This window comes from Aerococcus vaginalis (assembly GCF_053762225.1).
Genome location: NZ_JBSMYC010000002.1, coordinates 33,198 through 59,009 on the forward strand (window position 1 = coordinate 33,198; position 25,812 = coordinate 59,009).

The 25,812-nt window shown below is 43.4% G+C and carries 28 protein-coding genes, 2 tRNA genes and 2 pseudogenes; 19 read left to right on the forward strand and 13 right to left on the reverse strand.

Features of this window, described 5'->3' with window-relative positions; genetic code table 11:
• Window positions 1–5 precede the first annotated feature (5 nt).
• A complete protein-coding gene (gene rpsR / locus ACWOEX_RS02350; RefSeq protein ID WP_455297701.1) occupies window positions 6–245 on the forward strand; it encodes a 30S ribosomal protein S18 in 240 nt (79 codons plus the stop codon).
• Between the two features lie 53 nt (window positions 246–298).
• On the opposite strand, the gene ACWOEX_RS02355 is transcribed toward rpsR, so the two are convergent.
• From ACWOEX_RS02355 to ACWOEX_RS02395, 9 genes and pseudogenes are all read right to left on the reverse strand, one after another.
• Window positions 299–1,024 (reverse strand): hypothetical protein, encoded by a 726-nt coding sequence (locus ACWOEX_RS02355; RefSeq protein ID WP_455297703.1) that lies wholly within the window; start codon window positions 1,022–1,024, stop codon window positions 299–301.
• A complete protein-coding gene (locus tag ACWOEX_RS02360; RefSeq protein ID WP_455297704.1) occupies window positions 1,021–1,764 on the reverse strand; it encodes a multidrug ABC transporter permease in 744 nt (247 codons plus the stop codon). Before ACWOEX_RS02360 ends, ACWOEX_RS02355 begins: the two co-directional genes overlap by 4 nt.
• Window positions 1,765–2,535 (reverse strand): ABC transporter ATP-binding protein, encoded by a 771-nt coding sequence (locus ACWOEX_RS02365; RefSeq protein ID WP_455297706.1) that lies wholly within the window; start codon window positions 2,533–2,535, stop codon window positions 1,765–1,767. It abuts the gene before it with no gap.
• Window positions 2,536–2,676: 141 nt separating this feature from the next.
• Window positions 2,677–3,324 carry a potassium channel family protein gene (locus ACWOEX_RS02370; RefSeq protein ID WP_455297708.1) on the reverse strand — a complete coding sequence of 216 codons (648 nt, stop codon included), beginning with the start codon at window positions 3,322–3,324 and terminating at the stop codon, window positions 2,677–2,679.
• Between the two features lie 15 nt (window positions 3,325–3,339).
• Window positions 3,340–4,677 carry a TrkH family potassium uptake protein gene (locus ACWOEX_RS02375; protein WP_455297709.1) on the reverse strand — a complete coding sequence of 446 codons (1,338 nt, stop codon included), beginning with the start codon at window positions 4,675–4,677 and terminating at the stop codon, window positions 3,340–3,342.
• A 74-nt stretch (window positions 4,678–4,751) separates the two neighbouring features.
• Window positions 4,752–4,835 (reverse strand): hypothetical protein, encoded by an 84-nt coding sequence (locus ACWOEX_RS02380; protein WP_455298153.1) that lies wholly within the window; start codon window positions 4,833–4,835, stop codon window positions 4,752–4,754.
• On the reverse strand, window positions 4,832–5,398 hold the full coding sequence (locus tag ACWOEX_RS02385; protein ID WP_455298154.1) for a hypothetical protein: 567 nt from the start codon (window positions 5,396–5,398) through the stop codon (window positions 4,832–4,834). The genes ACWOEX_RS02380 and ACWOEX_RS02385 overlap by 4 nt, the downstream gene beginning before the upstream one ends.
• A gap of 113 nt (window positions 5,399–5,511) precedes the next feature.
• Window positions 5,512–5,966: pseudogene (locus ACWOEX_RS02390) on the reverse strand (esterase-like activity of phytase family protein).
• A gap of 123 nt (window positions 5,967–6,089) precedes the next feature.
• Window positions 6,090–6,407 carry a hypothetical protein gene (locus ACWOEX_RS02395; RefSeq protein ID WP_455297710.1) on the reverse strand — a complete coding sequence of 106 codons (318 nt, stop codon included), beginning with the start codon at window positions 6,405–6,407 and terminating at the stop codon, window positions 6,090–6,092.
• Between the two features lie 2,217 nt (window positions 6,408–8,624).
• Here ACWOEX_RS02395 and ACWOEX_RS02400 point away from each other — a divergent pair.
• The 5 genes from ACWOEX_RS02400 to ACWOEX_RS02420 all read left to right on the forward strand — a co-directional run bounded on the left by ACWOEX_RS02400 (window position 8,625) and on the right by ACWOEX_RS02420 (window position 14,058).
• Window positions 8,625–10,658, forward strand: a complete 2,034-nt coding sequence (locus ACWOEX_RS02400) for a DHH family phosphoesterase (protein ID WP_455297712.1) — start codon at window positions 8,625–8,627, stop codon at window positions 10,656–10,658.
• Window positions 10,655–11,107 carry a 50S ribosomal protein L9 gene (gene rplI, locus ACWOEX_RS02405; RefSeq protein ID WP_455297713.1) on the forward strand — a complete coding sequence of 151 codons (453 nt, stop codon included), beginning with the start codon at window positions 10,655–10,657 and terminating at the stop codon, window positions 11,105–11,107. The genes ACWOEX_RS02400 and rplI overlap by 4 nt, the downstream gene beginning before the upstream one ends.
• A gap of 128 nt (window positions 11,108–11,235) precedes the next feature.
• Entirely contained in the window at window positions 11,236–12,615 is a 1,380-nt protein-coding gene (gene dnaB, locus ACWOEX_RS02410; protein ID WP_455297714.1) for a replicative DNA helicase, read from the forward strand.
• Window positions 12,616–12,630: 15 nt separating this feature from the next.
• Entirely contained in the window at window positions 12,631–13,917 is a 1,287-nt protein-coding gene (locus ACWOEX_RS02415) for an adenylosuccinate synthase (RefSeq protein WP_455297715.1), read from the forward strand.
• A 68-nt stretch (window positions 13,918–13,985) separates the two neighbouring features.
• A tRNA-Lys gene (locus tag ACWOEX_RS02420) sits at window positions 13,986–14,058 on the forward strand.
• A gap of 454 nt (window positions 14,059–14,512) precedes the next feature.
• Here the strand turns inward: ACWOEX_RS02420 and ACWOEX_RS02425 are convergent.
• Complete coding sequence (locus ACWOEX_RS02425) at window positions 14,513–15,082, reverse strand: DUF5067 domain-containing protein (RefSeq protein ID WP_455297716.1); 570 nt, start codon at window positions 15,080–15,082, stop codon at window positions 14,513–14,515.
• Window positions 15,083–15,118: 36 nt separating this feature from the next.
• A complete protein-coding gene (locus ACWOEX_RS02430; RefSeq protein ID WP_455297717.1) occupies window positions 15,119–15,451 on the reverse strand; it encodes a TM2 domain-containing protein in 333 nt (110 codons plus the stop codon).
• Window positions 15,452–15,854: 403 nt separating this feature from the next.
• Here ACWOEX_RS02430 and ACWOEX_RS02435 point away from each other — a divergent pair, with 403 nt between their 5' ends.
• The 13 genes and pseudogenes from ACWOEX_RS02435 (at window position 15,855) to yidD (ending at window position 24,247) form a co-directional block, all read left to right on the forward strand.
• Entirely contained in the window at window positions 15,855–15,995 is a 141-nt protein-coding gene (locus tag ACWOEX_RS02435) for a hypothetical protein (protein ID WP_455297719.1), read from the forward strand.
• A gap of 56 nt (window positions 15,996–16,051) precedes the next feature.
• Window positions 16,052–16,912, forward strand: a pseudogene (locus ACWOEX_RS02440) (PTS sugar transporter subunit IIC).
• Window positions 16,913–17,049: 137 nt separating this feature from the next.
• On the forward strand, window positions 17,050–17,718 hold the full coding sequence (locus ACWOEX_RS02445; RefSeq protein ID WP_455297721.1) for a hypothetical protein: 669 nt from the start codon (window positions 17,050–17,052) through the stop codon (window positions 17,716–17,718).
• Between the two features lie 29 nt (window positions 17,719–17,747).
• Window positions 17,748–18,530: a threonine/serine ThrE exporter family protein gene (locus ACWOEX_RS02450; protein WP_455297723.1), complete on the forward strand. Its 783-nt coding sequence runs from the start codon at window positions 17,748–17,750 to the stop codon at window positions 18,528–18,530.
• The gene (locus ACWOEX_RS02455; protein WP_455297724.1) at window positions 18,531–19,085 is read left to right on the forward strand and encodes a threonine/serine exporter family protein; all 555 of its coding nucleotides are present in this window, start codon (window positions 18,531–18,533) and stop codon (window positions 19,083–19,085) included.
• Between the two features lie 24 nt (window positions 19,086–19,109).
• Window positions 19,110–19,823, forward strand: a complete 714-nt coding sequence (locus ACWOEX_RS02460) for a CPBP family intramembrane glutamic endopeptidase (protein ID WP_455297726.1) — start codon at window positions 19,110–19,112, stop codon at window positions 19,821–19,823.
• 11 nt (window positions 19,824–19,834) lie between these two features.
• On the forward strand, window positions 19,835–20,662 hold the full coding sequence (locus tag ACWOEX_RS02465) for an immunity protein Imm33 domain-containing protein (RefSeq protein WP_455297728.1): 828 nt from the start codon (window positions 19,835–19,837) through the stop codon (window positions 20,660–20,662).
• 18 nt (window positions 20,663–20,680) lie between these two features.
• Window positions 20,681–21,598 carry a LysR family transcriptional regulator gene (locus ACWOEX_RS02470; RefSeq protein ID WP_455297730.1) on the forward strand — a complete coding sequence of 306 codons (918 nt, stop codon included), beginning with the start codon at window positions 20,681–20,683 and terminating at the stop codon, window positions 21,596–21,598.
• 168 nt (window positions 21,599–21,766) lie between these two features.
• Window positions 21,767–22,357, forward strand: a complete 591-nt coding sequence (gene amaP / locus ACWOEX_RS02475) for an alkaline shock response membrane anchor protein AmaP (protein ID WP_455297731.1) — start codon at window positions 21,767–21,769, stop codon at window positions 22,355–22,357.
• Window positions 22,358–22,377: 20 nt separating this feature from the next.
• Window positions 22,378–22,602 carry a DUF2273 domain-containing protein gene (locus ACWOEX_RS02480; RefSeq protein ID WP_455297733.1) on the forward strand — a complete coding sequence of 75 codons (225 nt, stop codon included), beginning with the start codon at window positions 22,378–22,380 and terminating at the stop codon, window positions 22,600–22,602.
• A 128-nt stretch (window positions 22,603–22,730) separates the two neighbouring features.
• Complete coding sequence (locus ACWOEX_RS02485) at window positions 22,731–23,237, forward strand: Asp23/Gls24 family envelope stress response protein (protein WP_455297735.1); 507 nt, start codon at window positions 22,731–22,733, stop codon at window positions 23,235–23,237.
• A gap of 126 nt (window positions 23,238–23,363) precedes the next feature.
• Window positions 23,364–23,948: a DJ-1 family glyoxalase III gene (locus ACWOEX_RS02490; RefSeq protein WP_455297736.1), complete on the forward strand. Its 585-nt coding sequence runs from the start codon at window positions 23,364–23,366 to the stop codon at window positions 23,946–23,948.
• Window positions 23,949–23,950: 2 nt separating this feature from the next.
• The gene (yidD, locus tag ACWOEX_RS02495) at window positions 23,951–24,247 is read left to right on the forward strand and encodes a membrane protein insertion efficiency factor YidD (RefSeq protein WP_455298156.1); all 297 of its coding nucleotides are present in this window, start codon (window positions 23,951–23,953) and stop codon (window positions 24,245–24,247) included.
• A 313-nt stretch (window positions 24,248–24,560) separates the two neighbouring features.
• Here yidD and ACWOEX_RS02500 read toward each other — a convergent pair.
• Window positions 24,561–24,631, reverse strand: a tRNA-Gln gene (locus ACWOEX_RS02500).
• 122 nt (window positions 24,632–24,753) lie between these two features.
• Window positions 24,754–25,716, reverse strand: coding sequence for an amidohydrolase family protein (locus tag ACWOEX_RS02505; RefSeq protein ID WP_455297737.1), 963 nt, complete (start codon window positions 25,714–25,716; stop codon window positions 24,754–24,756).
• Between the last annotated feature and the right edge of the window lie 96 nt (window positions 25,717–25,812).

Sequence of the window (25,812 nt, forward strand, 5' to 3'; positions counted from 1 at the left end):
TAATTATGGCACAGAATCGTCGTGGCGGCGGTCGTCGTAGAAGAAAAGTCGACTACTTAGCTGCTAACCACATTGAATACGTAGACTACAAAGACACAGACTTGTTGCAACGTTTTATCTCAGACAAGGGTAAAATCTTGCCACGTCGTGTAACTGGAACGTCAGCCAAACACCAACGCGAATTGACAAAAGCAATCAAACGCGCACGTATCATGGGCTTACTTCCATTTACTGAACAAGACTAATAAACAAAACAAAACGGTATCTCGAATCAGCGAGGTACCGTTTTTTCGTGTGTTTAAATCATTGTCCGTCGTTCTAACTGATCGATGCGATGCACTTTATAGCTGTAAACCCCGATCCCAATACAGAGCCAAACGAACGCGATCAACGCATCCATCAGTAATGCGCCGACAGATGCTGGATTAAATAGGACATCCATCGTCCGTGCGTATGGTAAAGTATACGTTAACAATCTAAACAATGGCGGAAATTGTTGATACGGTGCGATAATTCCCGCCAGAATCAATGCGGCTTCTGAGATGAAATTAGAGAAACCGTACGGATTTGGTCGTCCCCATCCCAAAATCGAAGCAGTAGCACCGATAATTAGCCCATAACTAATTAATAATGGACTGATGAATAAACTGCGTATCATGAGAGCGGTGGGCAGTCCCAAAAATCCTAGAATCATTAAATTACTGATGATGAGCAAGAAACTGAATAGAAAAATCACGAGTAGCTTACTCCCCCAATAATAAAGACTTAACGGATTTTTGCGTGCGAGTTCGCGGTCGATCCCACGCATCGTATCATTGACGAATGATGAGGTGATGTGACTTAAAGCCGTCAAACTTCCCGACAGCACGATTGAGGTGGCGATGACGGTCAGATTATATTGCCCTGTGATCGTGAAGTTCAGTAACACAAACATCAGCGTGCGTAATAACGGCAGAATGAAGAAATGAATAATAATAGCTTTCCAATTATCCAAAATCTCAATACTCAAAAAAACAACTTTCATAGGACAACCCCCAATCGTCCCGTTTGTTTGGCTTTGATTAAGAGATACCGTGCGAGGATATGACTGATCGTCGCTGCTGAAATGATACAAATGAGAAATTGCCCGAACGATGCAAGAGTTAGTGATTGAACACCGAGTAGCCATTTAATCGGAAGTGCAATGGGCACTAACCAGTTGGCGACAGTGATAATGGGCTGTACGGCTGTCGGCAAGGTGTAGAGTCCGGAGATGAGTAATATGGGCAACAACAGCAATGCTTCATAGACCATGGCGTGTCGCGTGAGTACAAAGATCGCCGCAATGAAGAAATCGAGGACGAGTGCTCCGAACCAGAGACAGCCGATCGCTAATAGAAATGAAGGCGACAAACTTACTGGAAAACCGAGAATTTTGCCTGCGACCATGGCGAGTGGAAAGCAAAATAAGCCGAATGATGCTGCAGGTGCAACGACAGCTGCCAAGGACACCTCGTCTGATACTTTATGATTTAAGAGATAAGGCAAGGTACCGCGATGCCGTTGAAAAGCGATACATCCTGCCGCTGTTGTCCCACAATTCCACAAGCCAAAGATGGCAGCGCGTATCCAGGATTGACTGGTGAGTGGTGCGTGTGAGGCATAGGCGACAATATATTCGATAAATAATAAGGATAGCGTCCCAGTGAATACTAAACCGACAAAATAGGAGTTTTTAGCGAAGATTTTCAAATGAAACCAAGCTAATGATAAAAAACGCGTCATCTACCCCGCCCCCTTCATTTCATTGATCAGTGCGAGATAGGATTCTTCAAGTGTCGCTGGGCGATCAATATGTTTGACGTGCGAGCGATCAATAATGGTTGTCACATCACCGCTGATTGGTATCTTGCCGTCAATGAGCAAAAGAATCTCATCTGCGAGTTGTTCCACCTCACTCATCAAATGACTCGTGAGTAAAATACCGACGTGTCGTTCCTCGGCGAGATGTTTGATTAAAGCACGGATTTCCTGACCGATTTCAACGTCCAAGCCGTTTGTCGGCTCATCGAGTAATAAAAGTTGTGGCTGTCCGATTAATGCGCGAGCGATATGTAGGCGCTGTAGCATACCGCGCGAGAACGTATAGGTTTTCTGATGTTTCGCATCGGTGAGATTGACGAGAGCGAGCACGCGGTCGACTTCGGATTTGATCATTCGCCTCGGTATTTTATCCAAATGCGCAAAAAAGATGAGATTGTCATATGCTGTCGCATTACCATAGAATCCCAACTCACCACCGAGCACGAGACCGATATTAAATTGCTGGCGGTTAGAGGCAGTAAGCACTTCATCATTTATTCGTATCTCTCCACGCGTTGGTTCGAGATAACCAGAAATCATCTGCACAGTGGTCGTTTTACCCGCACCATTCGGCCCTAACAGTGCGACAATCTGTCCTGGTTCGATACTAAGCGAAATCCCCTTAATGATCTCCGTTTTTTCGTGCTTTGTTTGGAATGATTTATGTAAATCAGTAATCTCAAGTAAAGTCATCGGTATCTCCTGAGTTTAAAATTTTATTTCTCAGTATACCATTGTTTTTTTATTAGCAATAGTCAGACATCTTATTTAATATCGCAAAAAATATACGAAAAAACCACTAGCTTTTTCACTAGTGGTTCGCGTGCTTCCGAGTTAGATATGGAAGTATTTCTTCAAGTTTTTGTATTCACCGATGACGAGCATGGTGTTTTCGGAGGTTAGGACGGTTTCTGGTGAGATCCCAACGTCCATGTGATCTTTGTATTTCAAGGCGACGATGTTGATGTTGTAGCGTTTACGGATGTCGATCTGCCCGATGGTGAGTCCGACCCAGTCTTTCGGTACGGCGACCTCAAACATCGCATAGTCGTCGTCGAGTTCGATGTAGTCAAAGATGTGGTCGGAAGTGTAGCGGATCGCCGCCCATTTCGCCACTTGCTGTTCGGGATAGACGACCTCATCTGCGCCGTTACGAAGTAAGAATTTCACCTGTAAATCCTGTTCGGCGCGAGAAACGACGAGCGGCGCGCCCATTTCTTTTAATAATGATGTGATCTCTAATGAACTCTGGAAGTCATTCGCAATCGCCACGACACAGAGATCGAAGTTGCGGATACCGAGTGATTTCAGAAATTCCGTATTCGTTGCATCCCCGATCTGAGCGTTTGTTACGATTGGCAGAATGTCGTTGACACGATCTTCACGGATATCGACCGCCATCACCTCATGACCTAGGCGAGCTAATTGTTCCGCTATGTGATGACCGAAACGCCCCAAACCAATAAGTAAAACAGTTTTCATGATTAACGTGCTCCTTTATCCAATAGTAATACGCTCTTTCGGGAAGCGTGAAACATTTTTATTCGCGAGTGACAGAGTGGAATAGATCAGCGTCAACCCGCCGACGCGTCCGATAAACATGAAGAGAATCAGAATTAAGTGCGACGGTAAGCTGAGCGTTGGTGTGACGCCGAGTGAGACGCCGACTGTTCCGATTGCGGATGCCGTTTCGTAAAATGTCACGCTCATCGGTAAATGATCGAACGTACTGATTGCACCGGCGCCGAGGAAAAATACGACGATGTATAACATCAAAATCGTTGCGGCATTCTTAATCGCACCATCATCGATGCGACGACCGAAGAGATGAATTTCATCCTTATTCTGGAAGGTGGCCACCGCATTGGCGAGCAGTACGGAGAAGGTCGTTGTCTTCATCCCCCCTGCTGTCGAACCCGGTGATCCGCCCACCAACATGAGCAGGATACAGATACCTTGACTGAACGTTGTCATCGCTGCCAGATTGACCGTATTAAATCCTGCCGTACGCATGGTGACGGATTGGAACAACGAACTTAAAATCCGCTGTCCAGTCGGTACGCCGCCGAAATCTCTAAAGAAGAAAATACCCGCAGGAATAAAAATCAAAGCGAGCGTCGTCGTAATAATGACCTTACTCTGCATGGTATAGCGTCGGAAATGGTGCCGATGTGTATAAATATCGTGCCAGGTCAAGAATCCGAGTCCACCGATCACAATCAAGCTCATCACGGTGAGATTAATGATCGGCTGTCCGACAAACGATGTGAGCGACTGATAGGTATTTTCCGGTGTCCCCATCACATCAAACCCACCATTACAGAAGGCGGAGACGGCGTGGAAAATTGCCATCCAAATGCCCCGCAGTCCAAATTTTGGTACGAAGACGGGCATCATAATTAGCGCACCGAGCGCCTCGATCGCAAACGTCACGGTTAAAACAAAACGTGTCAGATTGACGATACCACCGATTTTTGGTGAGGCGATCGCATCCTGAATCGTACTACGCTGTTTGAGCGATATTTTGCGCCCGGAGACTAATGCGAAGAACGCGGTAATCATGACTAACCCGAGCCCACCGACTTGAATGAGTAATAGAATGACAACCTGCCCGAAGAATGACCAGTACGTCCCTACATCATGGACGATCAGTCCGGTCACACAGACGGCTGATGTTGCGGTAAATAGCGCTTCATCAAAAGGTGTCCATATACCCGCTTGTGAAGAAATGGGAAGCATCAGCAGCAAACTGCCGAGTAAAATTGCCCCCAAAAATCCGAGAATAATCACCTGAAAAGAATTGCGTGGTCTTTTCAGACGCGAGGGATCTGCCATTTGAGTGATACTCCTTTATGTATTATTAGTAGGATACAGTGTACCACATTACCGCTATAAAAGGATTCTTTAATTTAAAATTTATAGGTGCGATGTTTCCGAAAAGCGAATGCACTACCGATACTGGTAATCGCAAGTCCGAGGAGCGGCGAGGTCATGGTCGCATTAGTTTGAGGGAGTTTTGTATAACAGAACGTTTGTTCCCTTTTTGAGATTGTGATGAATGTGTGTTTGTATGCGTAGGAATTACTGGTTGTTGTTTAACCTCACTAGCTACTGTGCCATGCGTTTCTTGCTGCTGTGGTGCAGTCATCAGTTTATCAGGTTTGGTATCTATGACGGTTGTTTCGCTATTATTTGTTGTCGCCGTCATCTTGCTATCGGTCGTAGTAGATTCAGTTTCAAAAACGAGTGGCCGATCGAGATGGAATAACCAAATTTCAGATGCCGTGTGGCTAGACGTGAGATGGATGTTAATAGTGATAGGATTTTCATCATCGTCGAACCACTCACCCGTCTGGGGATTATAAAATAAATCTTTAATATCCATACGTTTGCCGTTTGCGATATTGATAGCCTCTATCCCCAATCCAAAGTCGTTATCATTGATAATAGCGATGGTTTGTTTATCAGGAAGCATCGTAATGCCCTCAGCTTTGTCGGCAGTCCACCCCGACTCATCGAGATCGATGAGTAGTTGTTTCGTTGCGAAGTTGCACATCACTCGATAGCTCTGTTATATCTGTTAAATATTCGAGAGGTTTACCATCGATCGTGATATTGGTAATATCGGTTGCATGCGTCAGATCGACGAGATAGACTTTATGGTGATTACTATTTTCTACCGTTTCCCCCCTGTTCAATAATTAATACATGCTGATCATCAATCGCATAGATATCTCCGATTTTAGCTTTTTTAGAATGTTTGTAGCTGTTGATATCGATCGGATAAGCATACATTTTGGTTGTTTCTGATGTTGGATCAAAAGCTACAATACGTGTGAATAATACGGTTTTAGCTGTATCTCCATCAATATATAAAGGACTTTGCACTTCAGCAAGCAATGCTGGAAGGCTGGCGTAATCGTTAAACCTTCAAAACCACGATTAGGCACGCGATGTTTTAAAATTTCAGGTAAGCCATCACCAGGGGCGTATTTCTTTAGGATATGTCTATTTGAATCGAGTTTAGTGAGAAATGGGCCGTATTCATCGGCAATCCATAAGTTATTCTCAGCGTCTATCGCAATTCCCTCCGGATCTTGCCCATGATCATCGTACGGTAGCATATTGAAATCAGGTGTTAAAGCTACTTCATTGGTTGCACCAACATGACCATTAGACACAGGTAAGCCGCTGATTGATTGATCAGACTGCTGAATCGCTATCGCATGATCAATGGTTCCTGATCGTCATGTAGTGTTAGAAATACCGATACTCGGCGTAAATTCAGGCGTAGGAAAGAATTTTGCACTGGCTTCATCCTCTCTATGGATGATCGTTGGACCATCCGCATTCGGTCCGCGTTCGGTCAATGCATAAAATTGTGGATTACCAAATTCATCGCTACCTTTATAAGCGATTTCAGAACCGTATCCAGGCACAAAATGATTATCGAATGCCTCGCTATCTTTACCCTCGTAAGGAATATTAAGCTCAGAATTAACAGTCACCGTAGTGTGGGATACATCATCAATAGTTGGTAATGCTTGTGTTTTACAGTTATCCACAGAGAGCAATTCTTCCTGAAAGTTATCAACAGTGGAAAACTTTTCTGTAGCCTGTACGATATTCGTATGACTGTAATAGCTGGCTTATGCTAACACAACCTCAGATGATAACCATAGAATGTTCCTTCTCATATTGGCCTCCTTAAAAATACAACAATAAAACTACCTTTACCATAGCAGTGGTATGTGTACATCCTGTAAAAATAGTGTAAGGAATATGTAAAAGGATAAATTAAACGAAATAAAGACTTACTCTCTAGAATGTTTCACGTGAAACATTATGGATGCACTTGTAGTATGGATATTACTTATCCCCCTTTTGATTTACGGATCTCTGTAGAATGAAATGAAATCAATATGTATTTTTTGTAGGAGATGCTCAAATTGTTTCACGTGAAACAATTTAGGATGTTCAGCAGATGTTATGGGCTATAAACTAAATAATTAGTACGGATTTGCATGTAATTTTAGAAAATAAGTAAAGTATATGATGTTTCACGTGAAACATTCTATTATAGGAAAAGTATTAATATTGTTTTTGACTCAATAGCTATTTTCTTTATAAGAAATTATACATCTCATCTATATCATCTATACGCTAATTAAATGATTGAAACCACAATGTTTCACGTGAAACATCTGAAAGATACTCTTCATGTGGGTGGCTATACTCACGATACCTTTACCTATATAACAATCGCGAAATATATATCTTAGAAGAATAAGATATGCATAATTAATACAATACTACTTTCCAATTACCTTTTAATTTAATGATTTTTACGTATATAAATTTATTCTATCTTTATAAGACAAAATTTAATTATCAATAATCATAGGAGGAGTGTGGATAACTATATTATGATTACACTTCTTTAATATTAATGTTCCACGTGAAACATTGTTTGTTGATAACTGACAAATTTACGCACAAAATATGTTCGATTAATCCACAAATGTGGATATCTATTTACACTTTTGTGGAAAACTACTGTATGTTCGGGTGATTTTCTGTGTAAAAATCATTATAAGTGAGCTATGGGACATCATTTCCACTCTTCCACATGTGGATAACTGAATGACTTATATTATAGAGAAATTTTCTGATAAAGATTTATCTTATTGTTTCAAAGAGCAGTACACTCTCCATTTTCACAAATAACTTATATGAAAATGGAGAGTGGAAGATGAAAATGACAAGTCTATATTAGATACTACATATAGACATGTAGGAGCAATATACATGAAAAGGTACGAGATAGCAACACTAATATTTACTATATATAGTGGTGAAAAAGCGAGTATATAGTATATATTAGCTCGTTTAAGGGGCAGCAGGGATAGTAGATAGTAATTAAAGTAAACCGATACAACATAATAATAATAATGGCTTAAAGTAGTAGTCAGTACGCTGATAATATTAATAGTCATCAAGGATCCTATAATATCTATAGGTATAGTCAAGTATGAATATCAATGTTTCACGCGAAACATTATATAGAAGACTAATCATCTGGTATTAGACGACACAATAGTATTTTCCATAGTATATTTCAATCTAGGTGGTTGGTTATGTCATTAATATCTGTTATTACAATAGTAGGGAGAAGTCGATATACTTTTTATTAATCAAGTAGTTGTTATTTCTCTAACAGAATCTCCTCGATCCTCGAGTGTTTTGTAGGATTTCTGATTAAACACACCGGTATCCATATATACCATTGATTACAGAATGTTTCACGTGAAACATTCCTAAATTTATATAGCTATTATGAGATTAATTAGTGTTAAGTATTATTTATTTGATCATATTGAACAATGGATAATTAGAAGAGAGTTAAGCTGCTGATGGTTATATAGAAGGCATAAACAACTAAAATTAATAGTATTTATTTTGGTGTGATAATCTAGATATTTCTTTCCTAATGTTTCACGTGAAACATTTAATGCAAACTTTATCCATTATATAATGGAAGAAATAAATCAAAAAAGGCCAATGTAGTGTTTAAAAAGATATAATATGGTCACTTTTTAGCTATTTTTTGTCTTTAAATCTAGTGTTTATTGCTTATCTCCCATTAAACAACTATAATTGTTTCACGTGAAACAATTATATGAGAATGTATGTTCTTATGTCTTATATCTTGTTACTAGTTCTTTAAATTTATGTTAAAATCGAACTGTCGATATAGACAAGAATGGATTGAGGATTAATCAATGAGAAAACAAAATAAGCCATTTTACGCTGGGTCATCATCACTTGACCCACAGGATGTTGCACTTCCTGTCGTGATGATTATGATCCTGCTTTTATTGTTAAATGTTTTCGCATTCTACAATAATCGAACAATGGGATGGGTAACCCTCGGCGTAAATGTGGCCGTGTTACTAATTGGCTATTTCATGCTGCGACATGTTTCTAAAAATCAACAAGAAGATTTCACGGATCTAGTGCATGAGATTGATACGGTGGAGAATGAAATTCTATTGGCGATGCCTCTAGGGATCATTATTTTCCACGATGATGAGAGTGTGCGTTGGATGAATCCGTATATGCAGCGTTACTTTGCGGAAAATGATCTTTCGGTTGATTCAGAGGAAGTGCAGCAGCAGTTGCACCGCTATTATGAGCAGTTACTGTACAGTAAGGCGGATATGATCGGAAATCAGCGCATTGCATGGAATGATAAATATTTTGATATTGGGCTGATTGAGCAGCAGCAAGCGATGTATTTCCTAGACGTGACGGTCTATGGACAGAATATCCAAGAAGCGGAAGGTAATCGTTTCGTAATCGGTTATATTCTGATCGATAACTACGATGAAATCGTGTCGCGTTACTCCGATCGTCGTAAATCGAATGTTGATAACTATGTGATGAAGCAGCTGGGCTCATGGGTGCAGAAACATCACGGATATTTGAAACGCGTCGATGATGATCGTTTCCTCGTTTTAACCACACTCGAGGATCTTCAGACGATGGAGGACGAGAAATTTAACGTTATCGATAATGTACGCGAGGCAACGTCTAAGGCGAATTTCCCACTCACATTATCGATGGGATTCTCTTATCAGATCGATTTCAAAGACAACGATATTGCGGAAATCAGCAGTCGTGCGCAGTCGAACCTGGATCTCGCGCAGAGTCGTGGTGGGGATCAGGTCGTTATCAAGAGCGTCAACGAAAAAGCACGTTACTATGGTGGTAAGACCAACCCGATGGAAAAACGTACCCACGTTCGTGCCCGTCAGATCAGTACGACCTTGTCGCAGATGATCAAGGAGAACGACAACATCTATGTGATGGGTCACGATTATCCGGACATGGATGCGATCGGTGCCTGCCTCGGGATTCGTCGTTTTGCGGAAATGAATGGTAAAGACTGGAAGATCGTCATTCAGAAAGATCATCTCAATGAAGATATTGAGAAACTGATTAATGAACTGAAAAAAGACGAAGTGATCAGCGATGCGATTGTTTCACCAAAAGAAGCAGAAGCAGAGATCGATCCAAATGCGCTGTTATTCATGGTGGACTGTCATCGTCAATCGATCACGGTAGCGCCGGAATTGGTTGATCGCGTGAACAGTGTGGTTGTGATTGACCACCATCGTAAAGGCGAAGATGTACCATCGAATATTTTGCTCGAATACATCGAACCTTATGCCTCATCGTCTTGTGAACTGATTACAGAATTCTTCGAATATCAGGATCAAGAAGATAAAGCGGAATCGATCAACCGTATTGAAGCTACTGCAATGCTTGCGGGGATTGCAGTGGATTCTCGCAGTTTCTCACTGCGTACAGGTTCACGTACCTTTGATGCAGCAAGTTACTTGAAGTCATGTGGCGCCGACTCCATTATGATTCAGGAATTCTTGAAAGAAGATCTCTCAGATTACATTGAACGAAGTCATTTGATTGAAAATGTCCACTTTGTAGGTGAAAATATAGGTATTGCGGCTGGTGAGGACGATGTCACATATCCGATCGTGCTCGCCGCTCAGGCCGCGGATGAGTTGCTGTCGATGAACGGCATTGCATCATCCTATGTGGTTTACCTCAGAGAGGATGGGCGCGTCGGTATTAGTGCGCGCAGTATGGGTAATGTCAATGTTCAGACAGTCATGGAACAACTCGGTGGTGGCGGTCATTTATCTAACGCCGCGACTCAGATTTCAGATGTGAGTGTCTCCGAAGCGGTTGAGATGCTTCGCGAGGTGCTAGTAGATAAGGAGGCTAAAGAATGAAAGTCATTCTATTAAAAGACGTTAAAGGGCAAGGCACTAAAGGTGAAGTGAAGAACGTCTCAGACGGTTACGCACAGAACTTTTTGATTAAGCGTGGTCTAGCCAAGGAAGCAACCGGCAGTGCAATGAGCGACCTCAAAGCACAACAACGTGCGGAAGCTAGAGTAGCTGCTGAAGAACGTGCCGAAGCGGATAAATTAAAAGCAAAAATCGAAGACGAAAAAACTGTTGTGGAAGTGAAAGCAAAAGGCGGAAGCGATGGCCGTTTATTCGGATCGATTCCATCGAAACAGATCGCTAAGGCGCTCGAACAACAATACGGTATTAAAGTTGATAAGCGTAAAATCGACTTGGACGAACCGATTCGTGCGTTCGGTTACCGCAGTGTCCCAGTCAAAGTGCATCCAGAAGTAGACGCTGAAATTCGCGTACACGTTGTGGAAGAATAGGATAGATGAATACCTTTCGAAATCTTATGAAGATTTTGGAAGGTATTTTTTGCGGTAAAAATCGACGTTATAGAGGGTGAAATACGCTATAATGGGCGATGGCTGTAACAGAGGGGAGTGACTGGCACATGGCAGAAGATTATATGGATCGCATGCCCCCACAAAATATTAGTGCGGAAAAAGCTGTGCTCGGGTCAATTTTTCTTGATCCGGATCAATTTATAACAGTTAATGAATATATTGAGCCACTATCATTCTATCGGCGCGCACACCAGCTAATTTTTAGTGTGATGCAGCAGCTGAACGATCGTCAGGAAGCGGTCGATATTGAGACGGTGCAGGCGGAGTTAGATCGCCAGAACCAACTCGAAAATATCAATAATCTTGACGGCGGTGACTACATTTATAAATTAGCGGAAGGGACGCCGACCGCCGCCAACGCGGAATACTATGCGAAAATTGTCGAAGAAAAGGCGATGTTGCGTCGCTTGATCACGGCATCGAATGAAATTGCGCAGACCGCCTATGAAGAGCAGGATGCGCTCGACGATATTTTGGACAACGCGGAGAAGAAAATTCTCAACGTTTCCGAACGTCGCAATCGCGGCGATTTTACTCATATTGGTGATGTGCTCGATATTTCATTGAATGAGATTGAAGAGCTCTCCAAAAATCATTCGGCAGTGACGGGATTGCCGTCTGGGTATCCTGATCTCGATCGTATGACGGCTGGACTTCAGCCGGATGAATTGATCATCGTGGCAGCACGTCCAGGGGTTGGTAAGACAGCCTTTGCCTTGAATATTGCACAGAATGTCGCCATTAAACAGAATGCGACGGTCGCGTTGTTCAGTTTGGAAATGAGTGCCGAACAGCTCGTCAACCGTATGCTCTGTGCGGAGGGTAGTATCGACGCGGGACGTCTGCGTACCGGTTCCTTAATCGACGAGGAATGGTCGGATCTTATTATGGCGATGGGTGCTTTGGGTGACTCCGAGATCTACATCGACGACACGCCGGGGATTCGTATGACCGAAATTCGTGCGAAATGTCGCCGTCTGTTGCAGGAGAAGAAGAACATTGACTTGGTCGTCATCGACTACTTGCAGCTGATCGAATCACCGCGTCGTAATGAGAACCGTCAGCAGGAAGTCTCTGAGATTTCCCGTCAGCTCAAAAAACTCGCGAAGGAATTACATGTGCCGGTTATCGCATTGTCGCAGCTCTCCCGTAGTGTCGAGCAGCGTCAGGATAAACGGCCGGTGCTGAGTGACTTGCGTGAATCGGGATCGATCGAGCAGGATGCGGATATCGTGTCCTTTCTCTACCGCGAAGATTATTATAAACATGAAGGTTCAGAAGAAGACGATGACGGTGAAGACGAAAATAACATTGTCGAAGTCATCATCGAAAAGAACCGTTCCGGTGCACGCGGTACCGTGCAGTTAATTTTTACCAAAGAATTTAATAAGTTTTCATCAGTAAGTTTCAGACAAGAACAGGAATAGGAGCGTAGCGTTTTTATGGCAGGAACTGTAGTAGTTGGTACACAATGGGGCGATGAAGGTAAAGGTAAGATCACAGACTTCTTATCTGAAAAGGCAAAATTAATTGTCCGCTACGGTGGTGGTGATAACGCTGGTCATACGATTCACTTTGACGGCAAGAAATTTGCCCTGCACCTCGTACCATCTGGTATTTTCAGTCCGGAAAAATTATCCATCATTGGGAATGGGGTTGTTGTCAATCCAAAATCCCTCGTTGAAGAACTCAACTACCTCAAAGAAGGCGGCGTTGATGTTTCTGGGTTGCGTATTTCAAATCGTGCGCACGTGATTTTGCCATACCATATCGTAATGGACGGTATCCAAGAGAAGCAGCTCGGCGACGGTAAGATTGGTACCACCAACAAAGGGATTGGCCCAGCATACATGGATAAAGCGCAACGCATTGGTATCCGTATGTGTGATTTGATTGAAGAAGATACCTTCCACGAAAAATTAGTGAAGAATGTCGCTGAAAAGAATGCCATCATCACGAAAGTTTACGGTGGCGAACCGCTCGACGCCGAAGCAATTTTTGAAGAATACTATGGATACGCCAAAGAATTGAAACAGTACGTGACAGATACGTCCGTATTGGTTAATGAAGCATTGGACAACGACGAAAATGTCTTGTTCGAAGGTGCACAGGCTAACATGCTCGATATCGACTCTGGAACATACCCATACGTGACCTCCTCAAACCCAGTTTCAGGTGGGGCTACAGTCGGTGCGGGGGTCGGCCCAACGAAGATCGATACCGTAATCGGTGTCTGCAAAGCCTACACCTCTCGTGTCGGGGAAGGTACTTTCCCTACTGAACTTTTTGACGAAGTAGGCCACCACATTCGCGAAGTCGCACATGAATACGGAACGACTACTGGCCGTCCGCGTCGTATCGGTTGGTTAGATGCTGTCGTGATGAAGCATTCCAAAGAAGTGTCAGGTTTAACGCACTTGAGCTTGAACTGTTTAGATGTATTGAGCGGTTTGGACGAAGTGAAGATCTGTGTCGCTTACGAAAAATCAAACGGTGAACGCATCAATTACTACCCAGCAAGTATCAAAGAATTGGAAGACTGCCGTCCAGTATACGAAGTCTTACCAGGCTGGGAAGAAGACATTACAGAATGCGAAACGTTAGAGGATCTTCCAGAAAATGCGCGTAACTACTTAATGCGTGTAAAAGAATTGGTCGGCGCAGAGTTGTTAACCTTCTCTGTTGGTCCAGATCGTGAACAAACACGAGTCTTAGAACAAATCTGGTAGAAAAAATATTAAATTGGTCTTGTCAGTCGTAGCAGAACGTGCTATACTATTCAAGTACCAATTTTTAGGGACTCTTAGCTCAGCTGGCAGAGCAACGGACTCTTAATCCGTGGGTCGAGGGTTCGATCCCCTCAGAGTCCACTAAAATAAAAAGGACGTCGAATGACGTCCTTTTTTTGTGTAATGATTTAAAGGTTCATAAACAAATGTGATATGAAAAATGCTTTTCGTCAGTCTTTACCATTCGACTTCAATCAGACAGTTACAACGATTATTAAGAAATATTCAAGCTATTAAATAGTAATTGACAAAATAAAACCTACAACAATAATATGTGTTTATAACATCAACAGCCCCACATTCATTAGATTGACACAGGTACGCCTGATGTGGTTCTTTTTTAAAGGAACTGATTTACACTGTAAGTGCAACGAACAAAAAAGAGGCAGGCTCCTATCTTATCATAATATAAAGAACAGAAACATAGAAAGGAGTAGGGCCTACCTCGGTTTCATTCTACCATATTTAATTGAAGAAAATACAAACTAACAAAGCCCCCAGCACACCAATATTTCGGTATTCTGAGGGCTTTGTTTTAGTCTTTATTGAAGAAAAAGTCGCTGATGTTCGGATCTTTACGTGACCTGAAGAAGACGGGTTTGTCTTTGTCTTTGAGGTGATAGCTGATGATAGCATGGACGCTATCTTCTGGATCGACGTCCGTATCGCCCATTTCAACAACGCCGTGGTCTTCGTTGCTGAGTTGGGTGTTTGGGCCGTCTAATTTTTCCGGATCGTCGTCTTCATTCTGCGTGACATCAAAATCGAGCACGAAGCTGACCCATGGTGAGACGGGATGTTTTTGCTTATTCGTAAATTCCATCTCGACAATCGCAACGGGTGCACCGTCGAGATCTTTTTCGCCGAGTCGGATATCTTCGATCGCATAGACAGCGTTGTGCGTTTCAATCGTATTCGGCGTGATTAAGTTGCCGTTGTCGTCGATAACATGGTTATCTTTGGCCGTTTGTTCGGCATTGGCTTGTTCTTTGGCCTGCTGTTCCGCTTCTTTGAGCGATTCTTCAGTCGGTTGCTCAGGCTGATTGGTGCAGGCAGCGAGCAAAAACGCAGAAAGTGCCAATGTCGCGATAGTTTTAAATTTCATAAATCGCATTCCTTTTCGATAAATCTAGCGTGCTGATTAACGATGTGGGCGACCTAGCACGTCGTCGATCGCTTCGAGACGGACTTTGTCATTGTGCTGATTAGTCCATTTATTGATGAAAAACGCGTCGATAAGGAACCAGAAGAACATAATGAAATTCGGCACGAAGAAGAGTACCCAGCCGAATAATGAACATAATAGCATGATGAGGCCGGATACCATATGATCGAGGTACATGCGATGGGCGCCAAAATTACCAAGGAAGAACCACAACAACCACCCGATTAATTTACTCTTTTTGTTATTGGCAATTTTACTCTCAACATAATTTTTTTCTTCGATCGTTAATTCACGATGAATAGTCTGCATAGTCATCACCTTTCTGAATCGATTACTTCACAATACATTGTAGCATGATTCTAAGATTTCTCGGGCATGTATGCTTTGATATACTCAATATAAATAATGATTTGGAGAGATATTGGTTGAAAAATAAATACCATGTATGAAATTTGGTACTTGTTTTAGTATTACTAATTCTTGGCTCACCATTCTCTCAAAATAAATTAATTAATATTATTTTTGGTATCGTTGTTTTGCTCGTGAGTGCGGGGTTGATGGCCATGGCGGAAAAGAAAAACTAGGCATCAATTTCCCCGATCTTCCTTAACTTATTTCATAATCAAAATTTAAATGAAAGTCCGACAATTGCGTTATAATACCACCGAATCGTTAGACCTTTTAAGTTATAGAAACTTGGTGGTAGCAATGAATGTTCTCAATTGATTTCCAGTTGCACGGTTCGTTCGTTAAAAGAGGAGGAAATCAAATGAAGAATTATTTCATTAAAGTATTAAATGGGATGGCGCAGGGATTGTTTGCGTCGCTCTTGATCGGGTTAATCTTGGAATAAGTTGGTATTCTCATTGGGAGCTGTTGGAGCAGTTCGGGACGATGGCGCAGTAATTAATGTCACCAGCAATCGGTGCCGGGGAGGCTTTTAGTCTGGGTTCTCTGGGGCTAGTAGTCTTCGCAGCAGCGATTGCCGGTGGTATCGGTGGTGGTGCGATTACGTTGGTAGAAGGTGGTGCCTCGCTCGCAGTCGGTGAACCGGTCGGCGCGTTTGTGCCGGCGTTAGTCGGTGCGGAAGTCGGTCGTTGTTTGGCTGGTAAAACGCCTGTCAATATTTTGGTGTTGACAGCCAGTGTGATTGTTGTCGGTGGTGTGGTCGGCTACTACCTCAGTCCGTTCATTTCGGCAGCCATGAATGCGATCGGCGGTATCATCAATTTCGCGACGCAGTAGGAACCATTCATCATGGGAATTATTGTTTCGGTCGTGATGGGGTTGGTGTTGACTTTCCCAACCAGTTCAGTAGCGATTGGGATCAGTCTCGGACTCGATGGGCTGGCTGCCGGTGTCGCGGTTGTCGGTGGGGCGAGCCATATGATCGGTTTTGCGGTCGCAACTTTTGTCGATAATGGCTTCGGTGGTTTGATTTCACAAGGTGTCGGGACATCGATGCTTCAGATCGGGAATATTGTTAATAAACCACGTATTCTCTGACCAGCTGTGATTACGTCGGTGATTTTAGGGCCGGTATCGACGGTCATCTTCAAGATGGAAGCAAATGCGGCTGGTTCCGGTATAGGGACGAGTGGTTTCGTCGGTCAGTTCTCGACCTATGAAGTGATGGGAAGTAGCGGTCTCTTAGGTATCTTCCTACTTCACTTCATCTTGCCGGCAATGATCTCGTTCTTGATCGCATGGTTCATGCGTAAGAAAGGCTGGATTGCGGTCGACGATATGAAACTCGAAGCAGAAAATTAATGCGATGGTCTCACTTAATGAATGGTTGCGTACGTTTTTGCGTACAGCAGCCGTTTTTTTGCGTAAAAATTTTATAAATTGGCGTGATTCCAGTATGATAGAGGGGAAACTTAGACATTAATCAAGGAGGCAGAACAATGAGAAATATCGCGGTAGTGTTACCGATTACAGAACCTTCTGATAAACATTATCATTTTGTCCGTCAGCTATCTGGAGAGGTGCGCCAAGTGATCGTGGTCGATGATGGCGCTGAGGAAGAAAAATTCCTCAAACAGATGCAAGCTTTCTCCAATGTGACGGTGTTACATCATTTAATTCCGCGCGGGATGGGGCTATCTTTCCGTACGGCGTTCGAATATTTGATTAATCACGGACGTTCGCTCGATGCGGCGGTTCTAGTGCGTGATACCGAGACATTGTCAGTTGAAGGTGTGCGTAACACGGCTGATCAATTCATTACAACAACAGCACAGGCGGTACTCGGTGAAGTGAATGATAGTGATGTTCCAACATCACTAGAGAAGCTCATGTTGAAGTGGTTAGAATCTACCGTCGACGTCGAATATCAGACGCTTCAAATGCCGATGATGGCGTGCGATCGTTCATTATTCGGCTACCTGAGTACGTTACCGGGAAATGACGACGAATATCTCTTTAACTTGTTATTGTTATTGGGATTGATGCATGTCGCATTTGTCGAATTACCGATCGAAGCTGATATGTTCGAATGGGAAGCATCCAAAGCAACACTCGCTAAAGCAGCCAAAGATGTCCAAGATGATCCGGGTGTCTTGTTGGTGCCATAGCGTGCGTTTAGAAAATAAGGAGGGGTAGTGTGAGCCATAGTAACCCACAGCGCGAAATTCTAGAAACAGCGCTGTTAGCGGGACAGATTATGTGTGAGAGTAATGCAGAATCATATCGTGTGGAAGATACGATGAACCGTATTTTGACGTTATCGAAAGCATCCTATGCGGTTGCAGTATCGTTCTCAACCAGTATTTATGCGGTACTGGATGATCCGAGCTACGAGAACGGAAGTTATACCGGGATCAAGCGAATCACCAATCGTGCGAATAACTTAAATAAGATTTCGCAGGTGAATACGGTGTCGAGACAATTGATTTCTGGTGAACTTACGGTTGAGGAAGCACTCCGTTCGCTATCCGAAATTCGCAATGCGCAGGGTCAGTACAACAGTCTCTGGCAATCTGTCGGGATTGTGTTGATGTCTCTTAGTTTTGCGATTATGTTCGGTGGCGGGACTAGAGAAGCGATTGCCAGCGTCATTGATGGTATGATCTTGGCCTTGGTTTCACAGTCGGTTGGAAAATATTTCCTGAACGATGCCCTTCAAAATATCGTACAGTCCATGATCATCACGATTGTCAGCTACATGCTACAATTCTTCCTATTCAAAAATATGGATCCGAACATCGTGATCGTAGCAACATTGATGCCGATGGTTCCGGGGACAGCGATCACCAACGCCTTCCGTGATATTTTCCACGAGGATTATATTGCCGGTGGGGCGCGTGCGATGGAGGCTTTCTTCTCCGCACTAATGATTGCGATCGGTTCACTGGTCGGTTTGACGATTGCTCAGGGGGTTGTCTAGATGCTTGAATATCTCCCACAATTTATTGCCGCTTATTTTGTTGGTATCACCTGTACCTTAACAATTGAAGGGCCAAAAGCAATTATCTTCCGCGTGTCGATTATCGACTTAGCGGGATGGATGCTTTATCTCTTGTGTCTCGATTATTTCCAATTCGGTTTTGCGATTTCGACGTACTTCTCCGGTTTATTAATCGCTGGGATGTCGCATTGGTTCGCCAGACGCTACCATCAGCCGGTGACGGTATTCTTCATTCCGGGGTTCTTCACCTTAGTGCCCGGAGGTGGGATGTACCGTACCGCATTCTACTTGTTCGATGGCCAGATGCAGCGCGGATTTAGCGAACTATCGACGACGCTCTTTATCGCATTGGCGATCGCACTCGCCGTATTTACGGTCGATTCCTTCGTTGGGATTATGAACGGTCAGCAGTCGCTGAAATTTATTCGTCCGACGTTGAAACGCCGCCGCAAAACGGTTGGCGTCAATCCGAAACGTCCCGGTGAATTAGAAGAAGCCGATAAAAAGAAAAAACACAAGTCACTTTTCCACTAATCACACTGAAATGGAGGAAACACCATGCATTCAAAACACTGGCTCGATGATGAGTTTCCAAAAGAACGCCACTTCCTCAAAGCGCTATTATTCTTTGCGATTCTGTTTCTCGGGATACAACTCATTCAAACGGTTTGGATGATTATGGCACAGATGCAGGGGAGTTTTACGACGGATGAATTGATCATTTATATGAACAGTTATCCATGGTCGTTCTTACTGCTGTCGCTACTTTGGATCGGTATTTTTATATTCATTCTGAAAAAAGCCGGCCTGACGCTATTCCAAAAGCGCACGTTCGATAAGCACGGCGTATTAACGATGGTCGGCGGGTTTGTCGCGATCATGGTGTTTCAGATGCTCGGTTCCTTGATCGTGACGCAGCTCTATCCTGATCAACTGATCTCTGTGAACCAACAGATTCTAAACGAAGCGATGCAGTCGATGAGTTTTTTGCGGATGTTCCTCGCATTCTGTGTGCTCGCGCCGATTCAAGAAGAAGTCATGATGCGCGGGCTCATCATGCGTTATATGTTTCCAAATCATCCGTGGATCGGGATTATCATCTCAGCGCTCCTATTCGCAGCACTACACGTCACCACGCTTTGGATTCATTTCTTAATTTATTTTGTGATGGGATTAATTCTCGCCATTATTTACTACAAGACGGGGCGCATCGAATATGCGATCGGTGGGCATTTCTTGAATAATTTAATCGGTATTTTGCCGATCGTCTAAGGAGGACACGCATGAAAATTGAAGATTGGTTACCTGATGGGACGTACAGTCTCGTCTCGAAATCGCTCTATGAACAGAAGGGGCATCTTCTCTGGGCATGGCGAGAGCCGTCGAGTCGCCCGATGGATAGTGGCTGGCGATTTTTGAGTTTGCATGATACGACGACCACGTTAGCGAATGAAACGGCCGTTTTCGTAGAGGATCAGGAGCTATTGAAGTTAGAGCCGGCCATCAGTCAGATTCGCACCTATCCGGTCGGCGCGGATTTTCAGATGGCGCGTCGCAGTGGTGAAAAGTATTTTGTCTATAATGATACACTACAGCCAGTTACGCCTGCGCGAAATGTGCAGAATCTACCGCTCGAAGAAGAAATCTTTGTGGATCATTTTGAAGATTTTGCGAAAGTCTATCGCGAACATCAAAATCACGCGGCTTTCAGCATCAATACCAGAGAATTGGAACGATTGAATCAGGCGCTCGATCAGATGGATTTACTGACGAGTGTACTGCTCGGCACGCGCGATGATACGCTAGCGGATGCGGAATTAACGTTGATTACGCAGATTTTGATCGGCTTTAATCATATTGCGATCTATGAATATGCGGACGTATCACCGAGACGCTTTGAGAATTTATTGCCGACGTTCATGAAGGATCGTTTTGAACTTTCTGAAACGCAGGTTAAAGCGTTATTAGCTGCCGATACATTGTCAGCGGATGTCGCGCATTGGCAGGCGTACGGGCATCAATATTTTAACTGGCTAAACGGCGGCAATTATCAGCAAATTAACCAAACATATAATGAATTACGCCAACAAACAGTCGAAACGATTGACTAAAAGGGGCAGACGGATGTTATGAACTTTCAAAAATTAAGATATGCGGTCACGGTGGCAGATTCGGGGTCATTTAGGGAAGCAGCGAGGCAACTCTATATGGCGCAGTCGAGTCTATCCAGTGCGATTCGCGAAGTTGAAGAAGAATATCAGATTGAGATTTTTGAACGGACTAAGCGCGGGATTACGATTACAGAGGAAGGTAGCGAATTTCTGAGTTATGCGCGCGGGGTGTTGACGCAGGTCGAGATTATGGAGAATCGCTACAGCAATCATCAGGTACATAAACAGCTTTTCTCTGTATCCGCGCAACATTATGATTTCGCGGCACAGGCTTTTGCGGAATTAATTCAGGAGCTCGATCAGAATGAGTGGGATTGTCGCTTTCTCGAAACGAATACGGAGAATGTGCTGGAAGACGTGCGCACTGCGTATAGTGAGATCGGTATTCTCTATATGAATCAAAAGAATGAACGCATGATTAAGCAGTGGTTCGACCAATACGATTTAGAATTTGTACTACTGACAGACTTCCAACCGCACGTTTTTCTCGGCCCGCACCATCCGCTCGCCCATCGTGAAACGATTCAGATGGCTGATCTGGCGGATTATCCGATGATTAAGTTCGAACAATCAAAGAATAGCAGTGCGGAATATAGCGAAGAGCAGTTAGAACAGGAAGTCCCTGAACAATCGATCCTCTACGCGAGCGACCGTGCAACGGTGATTAACTGGTTGGCAGAAACGGATGGTTATTTGATCGGCTCAGGTCTCGTCACGTCGCCGTTTAGCGCCTTTGAACGCGTCATCCCGCTTGAGGATTCGCAGATCAATCATCTCGGTTATATTCATAACAAAAACCGTGAGCTTAGCTTCATGGCGGAACGCTATATCTTATTATTGAAAGAGAATATCAGTCATCAGAGTCGTTTTGATTAGAAAAATTTCACAAATATCTGAAATTTGTTACAAAAAAACGCAATTTATGGGTGTTTTGAATTGAATTAGCTAGTGATAAAGTGTAGACTTAAGATCGTATAAAGATTTACGACTTTAACCAATGAATCGTGAGTTTTTGTTTGTTGAACAATAGATTGGAGGGAAAACATGGGAGGATTTAGACGTTTTATTCGTATTATCTGGACATTAGTTGTGATGGCAGCATTATTCATTGCGATTGCAGCAATATTCCCAATTCCGGAAGTGTCCCCATTCATTACGAATAATGTATTGAGTAATGACTACGTACTTCTTGCTGAAGTAATTATCCTCGGTGTTGTATTATTTGCGGTATTTTGCTACTTCGTTCATGGATTATTCGCACGTTCTGCGAAACATGACGTTGTTGTGAAGAGTGATATCGGTGAATTGACGATCACTGACAAAGCAGTTATCTCTGTCGCAGAGGAAACGGCGCACAACTTTAGTAGCGTTGTTGATGAAGATGTCAAAGTTAAAATGTACAACCAGCCTGAAAAAACAAAAGTATTCGTCACCGCTTACACGCGTGATGCGAATGATTTAACAGGTTTATCCAAACGTATCCAGGAGGCCGTTTGGAAGAAAGTTGACTCGACCTTAGGGGTTCACGCTGAAAAAGTGGACGTCAAGATGGAACAAGAAGACTACGAACGTACACAACAGAAACAATCATCACAGCAGAACCGCAGCAAAGCGAACCGTCCGCGTGTGAAATAGGAAAGTGAGGGAATAAGACAATGAATAACCAACAACTTAAAGCATTCTTTGCGAATTACAAATACCGTATCTTATTTACAATTGTAGCTTTCCTCTTTGCCATTGTATGGTTAATATTCGGATTCTGGAAAGCAATCTTCGTCTTGGTGATCGGCGTTATCGGTTACTTCCTCGGTGTCTACTTAGACGACGAAAGTGCCTTGAAACGTTGGTATCTCAAGTTAGAATCATTGCGTAATCGTTAGCATAGAATTTTAACAAATTTTAAGCATAATTTCAGGGTTTATACTTGATAACAAGCCCCGTCGTTGTGCTATAATAAGCATAGGTTGCAAGTAATATTAGGTTTCATTTAGAAAGGGAGATTTCGATTATGGCAGAAGCTAAAAAATCTCAAGAACAAGTAGCTAACGAAAGTGTAGACCACGAAAACCAATTAACTTTTGAAGATCGTGTATTAGAAAAAATCGCGAACTACTCTGTTCAAAACATTGATGGTATCTTGGAATTGAAGGGTAACTTCACTTCTAGCTTCGTAGGCTTCTTCAGCGACAGCGCAGACGACACTAAAGGTGTTACTGCTGAAGTTGGTAAAGAAGAAGTTGCTTTGGACTTAGAAGTTATTGCTGAATACGGCAAAGACTTGAAGAAAGCCTTCGACCAAACAATCGACGTTGTAACTCGTAACGTTAAATCAATGACTGGTTTGAAAGTTGTTGAAGTTAACATGAACGTTAACGACGTAGTCACTCGTGGTGAATACGAACGTGAACAAAACGAAGAACGTCGTAAAAAAGCTGAAGAACGCAAAAGAGAATTAGAACGCGTTCGTGAACACAACGACCAAGGTAAATACTCTGACGGATCTCGCGTTCAATAATCATTGACGCCCGTTAGTTATAAAGGCGACTGGATTTTTCCAGTCGCTTTTTTCTTTATTGTCGCTGTGTCGACTTCTGGTTGAAAGGGTATAATGTATTTAGGACTCAGAAAGGGGTTGTTTCAAATGACAGTAGCAGTTTTATTGAGTAAAGATTACGAAGAAGTTGAAGCAATGACAGTGGTGGATATGTTGCGTCGCGCGCAGATCGACGTGGATATAATCGCTACAGAAGGCGATGTGGAAACGACGGGTGCACACGGTATCAAGATTATCGCTGACCACACGTTAGAAGATGCTGAACGTACGGATTACGATTGGATCGTGACGCCAGGTGGTATGGGTGGTGTCGAAGCACTCAGTGACAATGACCAAGTTATCGAATGGCTCCAAGCCCAATACAAGGACGAAGAGCGCTGGATTGCATCCATTTGTGCATCACCGATCGTATTGAGTCGTGCGGGTATCGCTAAGGATATCGAAGGCACGGTGTTCCCTGGCTTGGACGATCAGGTGGACTTCAAGTCATATGAAAACCGCTCCTTAGTGGTGAGCGATGATGCCCACCACGTGATCACCTCACAGGGCCCGGGTACTGCCGCTTACTTCGCAGTTGAATTAATCCGCCACATTAAAGGTGAAGATGCAGCGGGTGAAGTGCGTCAGGCATGGTTACTCCCGAACATAGAAGCGGTCATTAAGGAAAAATAATGTTGAAACGTTTCGTGCTCGCGTTAGTACGTGGCTATCAGCGTTATCTCTCACCGCTCTGGCCGGCGACCTGCCGGCACTATCCGACGTGCTCCAACTACATGTTAGAGGCGGTCAGTAAATTTGGTGCGGGTCGCGGCGGTCTAATGGGAATCGCTCGGATTTTACGCTGTCAGCCGCTCACGAAAGGCGGCATCGACCTTGTGCCGGATCATTTCAGCTTGAAACGAAATCCGGATCAGAGCCCGAGAACCGCTAGAGAGAGCGAAGCCATCATGCGTTTTTACATGGATGAATAGGATGCGAAAAGAGCCACCTCAACAGAGGCAGCTCTTTTTTTAATGCTTAGGTTTGGTTAAATGTCGCCACCACATGACCATCAGTGAGACATGAATAACCGAAAAAATAAATAAGATGAGATCAATGATGAGTGTATTGGTGACTAAAAAATTGATCATAAAGCAATCCGTACAGTAATAGATACAATAGACCGCCGAATCCGAAGATAGCGCATGTGGACGTACTGTTCCTGAAATGACAAAATCTGCGCGTGAACTAGAAAAATGAAACATACAAAAAACCTCGGTAGCTGAACTACCGAGGTTATCATGACTGGGATACCAGGGGTCGAACCTGGGATTTGAGTGCCAGAAACTCACGTCTTACCACTTGACCATATCCCAATATGCTGTGCTTCAATCAACACATCTATATATTATACACGGCTCCTGGGATAATGCAAGGGATATTTCAAAAGAAATCATATAAAAAAGCAGTGGATTGCCCACTGCTTCATACACGATAATTAATTGTTAGGTTTAATGTGATAGAGCGATTCAGCGTTCGCTCTCAAGATTTTTGCTTTTACGCCGTCATCCAGTTTGGCGTTGCGGATATATTCAGCTGCACGAGTGTATTTGTCATTCTGGAAGTACGGGAAGTCGCTACCCATTAAAATCTTGTCTTCGCCGAATACGTCCACACTCAATTTCAAGGCTTCTTCGAGGAAGTTCGCGGAGTCGAAGTAGAAGCGATCCTTCAATGTTTCTTTCGGGCTGTGTTTGAAGGAATCCCAGTCCTCGTAGTTATCTTCAACGCGCTGCATTTGGAAACCGAGGCCACCGCCCAAGTGTGCGATATGGAACTTGAGGTGTGGCAAGCGTGCCGGCAAATCAGATTTTAAGATATGCAAGACAGCTAATAAATCTTCAATCGGTGCGCCGACGACCCATTCGAGATCCCAATCATTAACCATTGGGGAGCAAGCGCCTTTACCGGTCGGATGAATGTAGACGATGGTATCCATTTCGTCGAGTGCCTCCCAGAACGGGAAGAATTTCTCATCGAAGGCGTATTCACCATTGATGTAGGTATTGACCGCAATGCCCAAGAAGCCAAGATCATTGATTGCTCGTTTGGCTTCATTGATCGCGGCATCGATGTACGGTAATGGTACGGCACCGTATGCCATGAATTTCCCTGGATAGTCTTTAATGACTTTTGCGTACGTATCGTTAATCATCTGCGCAGCTTTGAGGGCTTTGTCCTCGCCACCGAAGTATGGTGACTGTGGCGTTGCGGAGAGCACCTGCTGTGCGACACCGGCCTTTTCCATCATTTTCAGGCGTTTGTCCATCTCTTCAGGTGATGTCCCGGCGCCCATGCCTTTCGCAATTTCGGTTTCTTCCGAGCCATTTTCATGTAATTGATCTAAATACTCGTTGCTCCACAAATGTGCATGTGTATCAATAGCATTTACCTTTGCCATAATGTCCTCCTTGTACACTTCATTCGATTTATGATATTAATCATAGCTTTTAGAAGAAGAAAAAGTCAAAAAGGAAAGCGTATTAGAATTATCCTT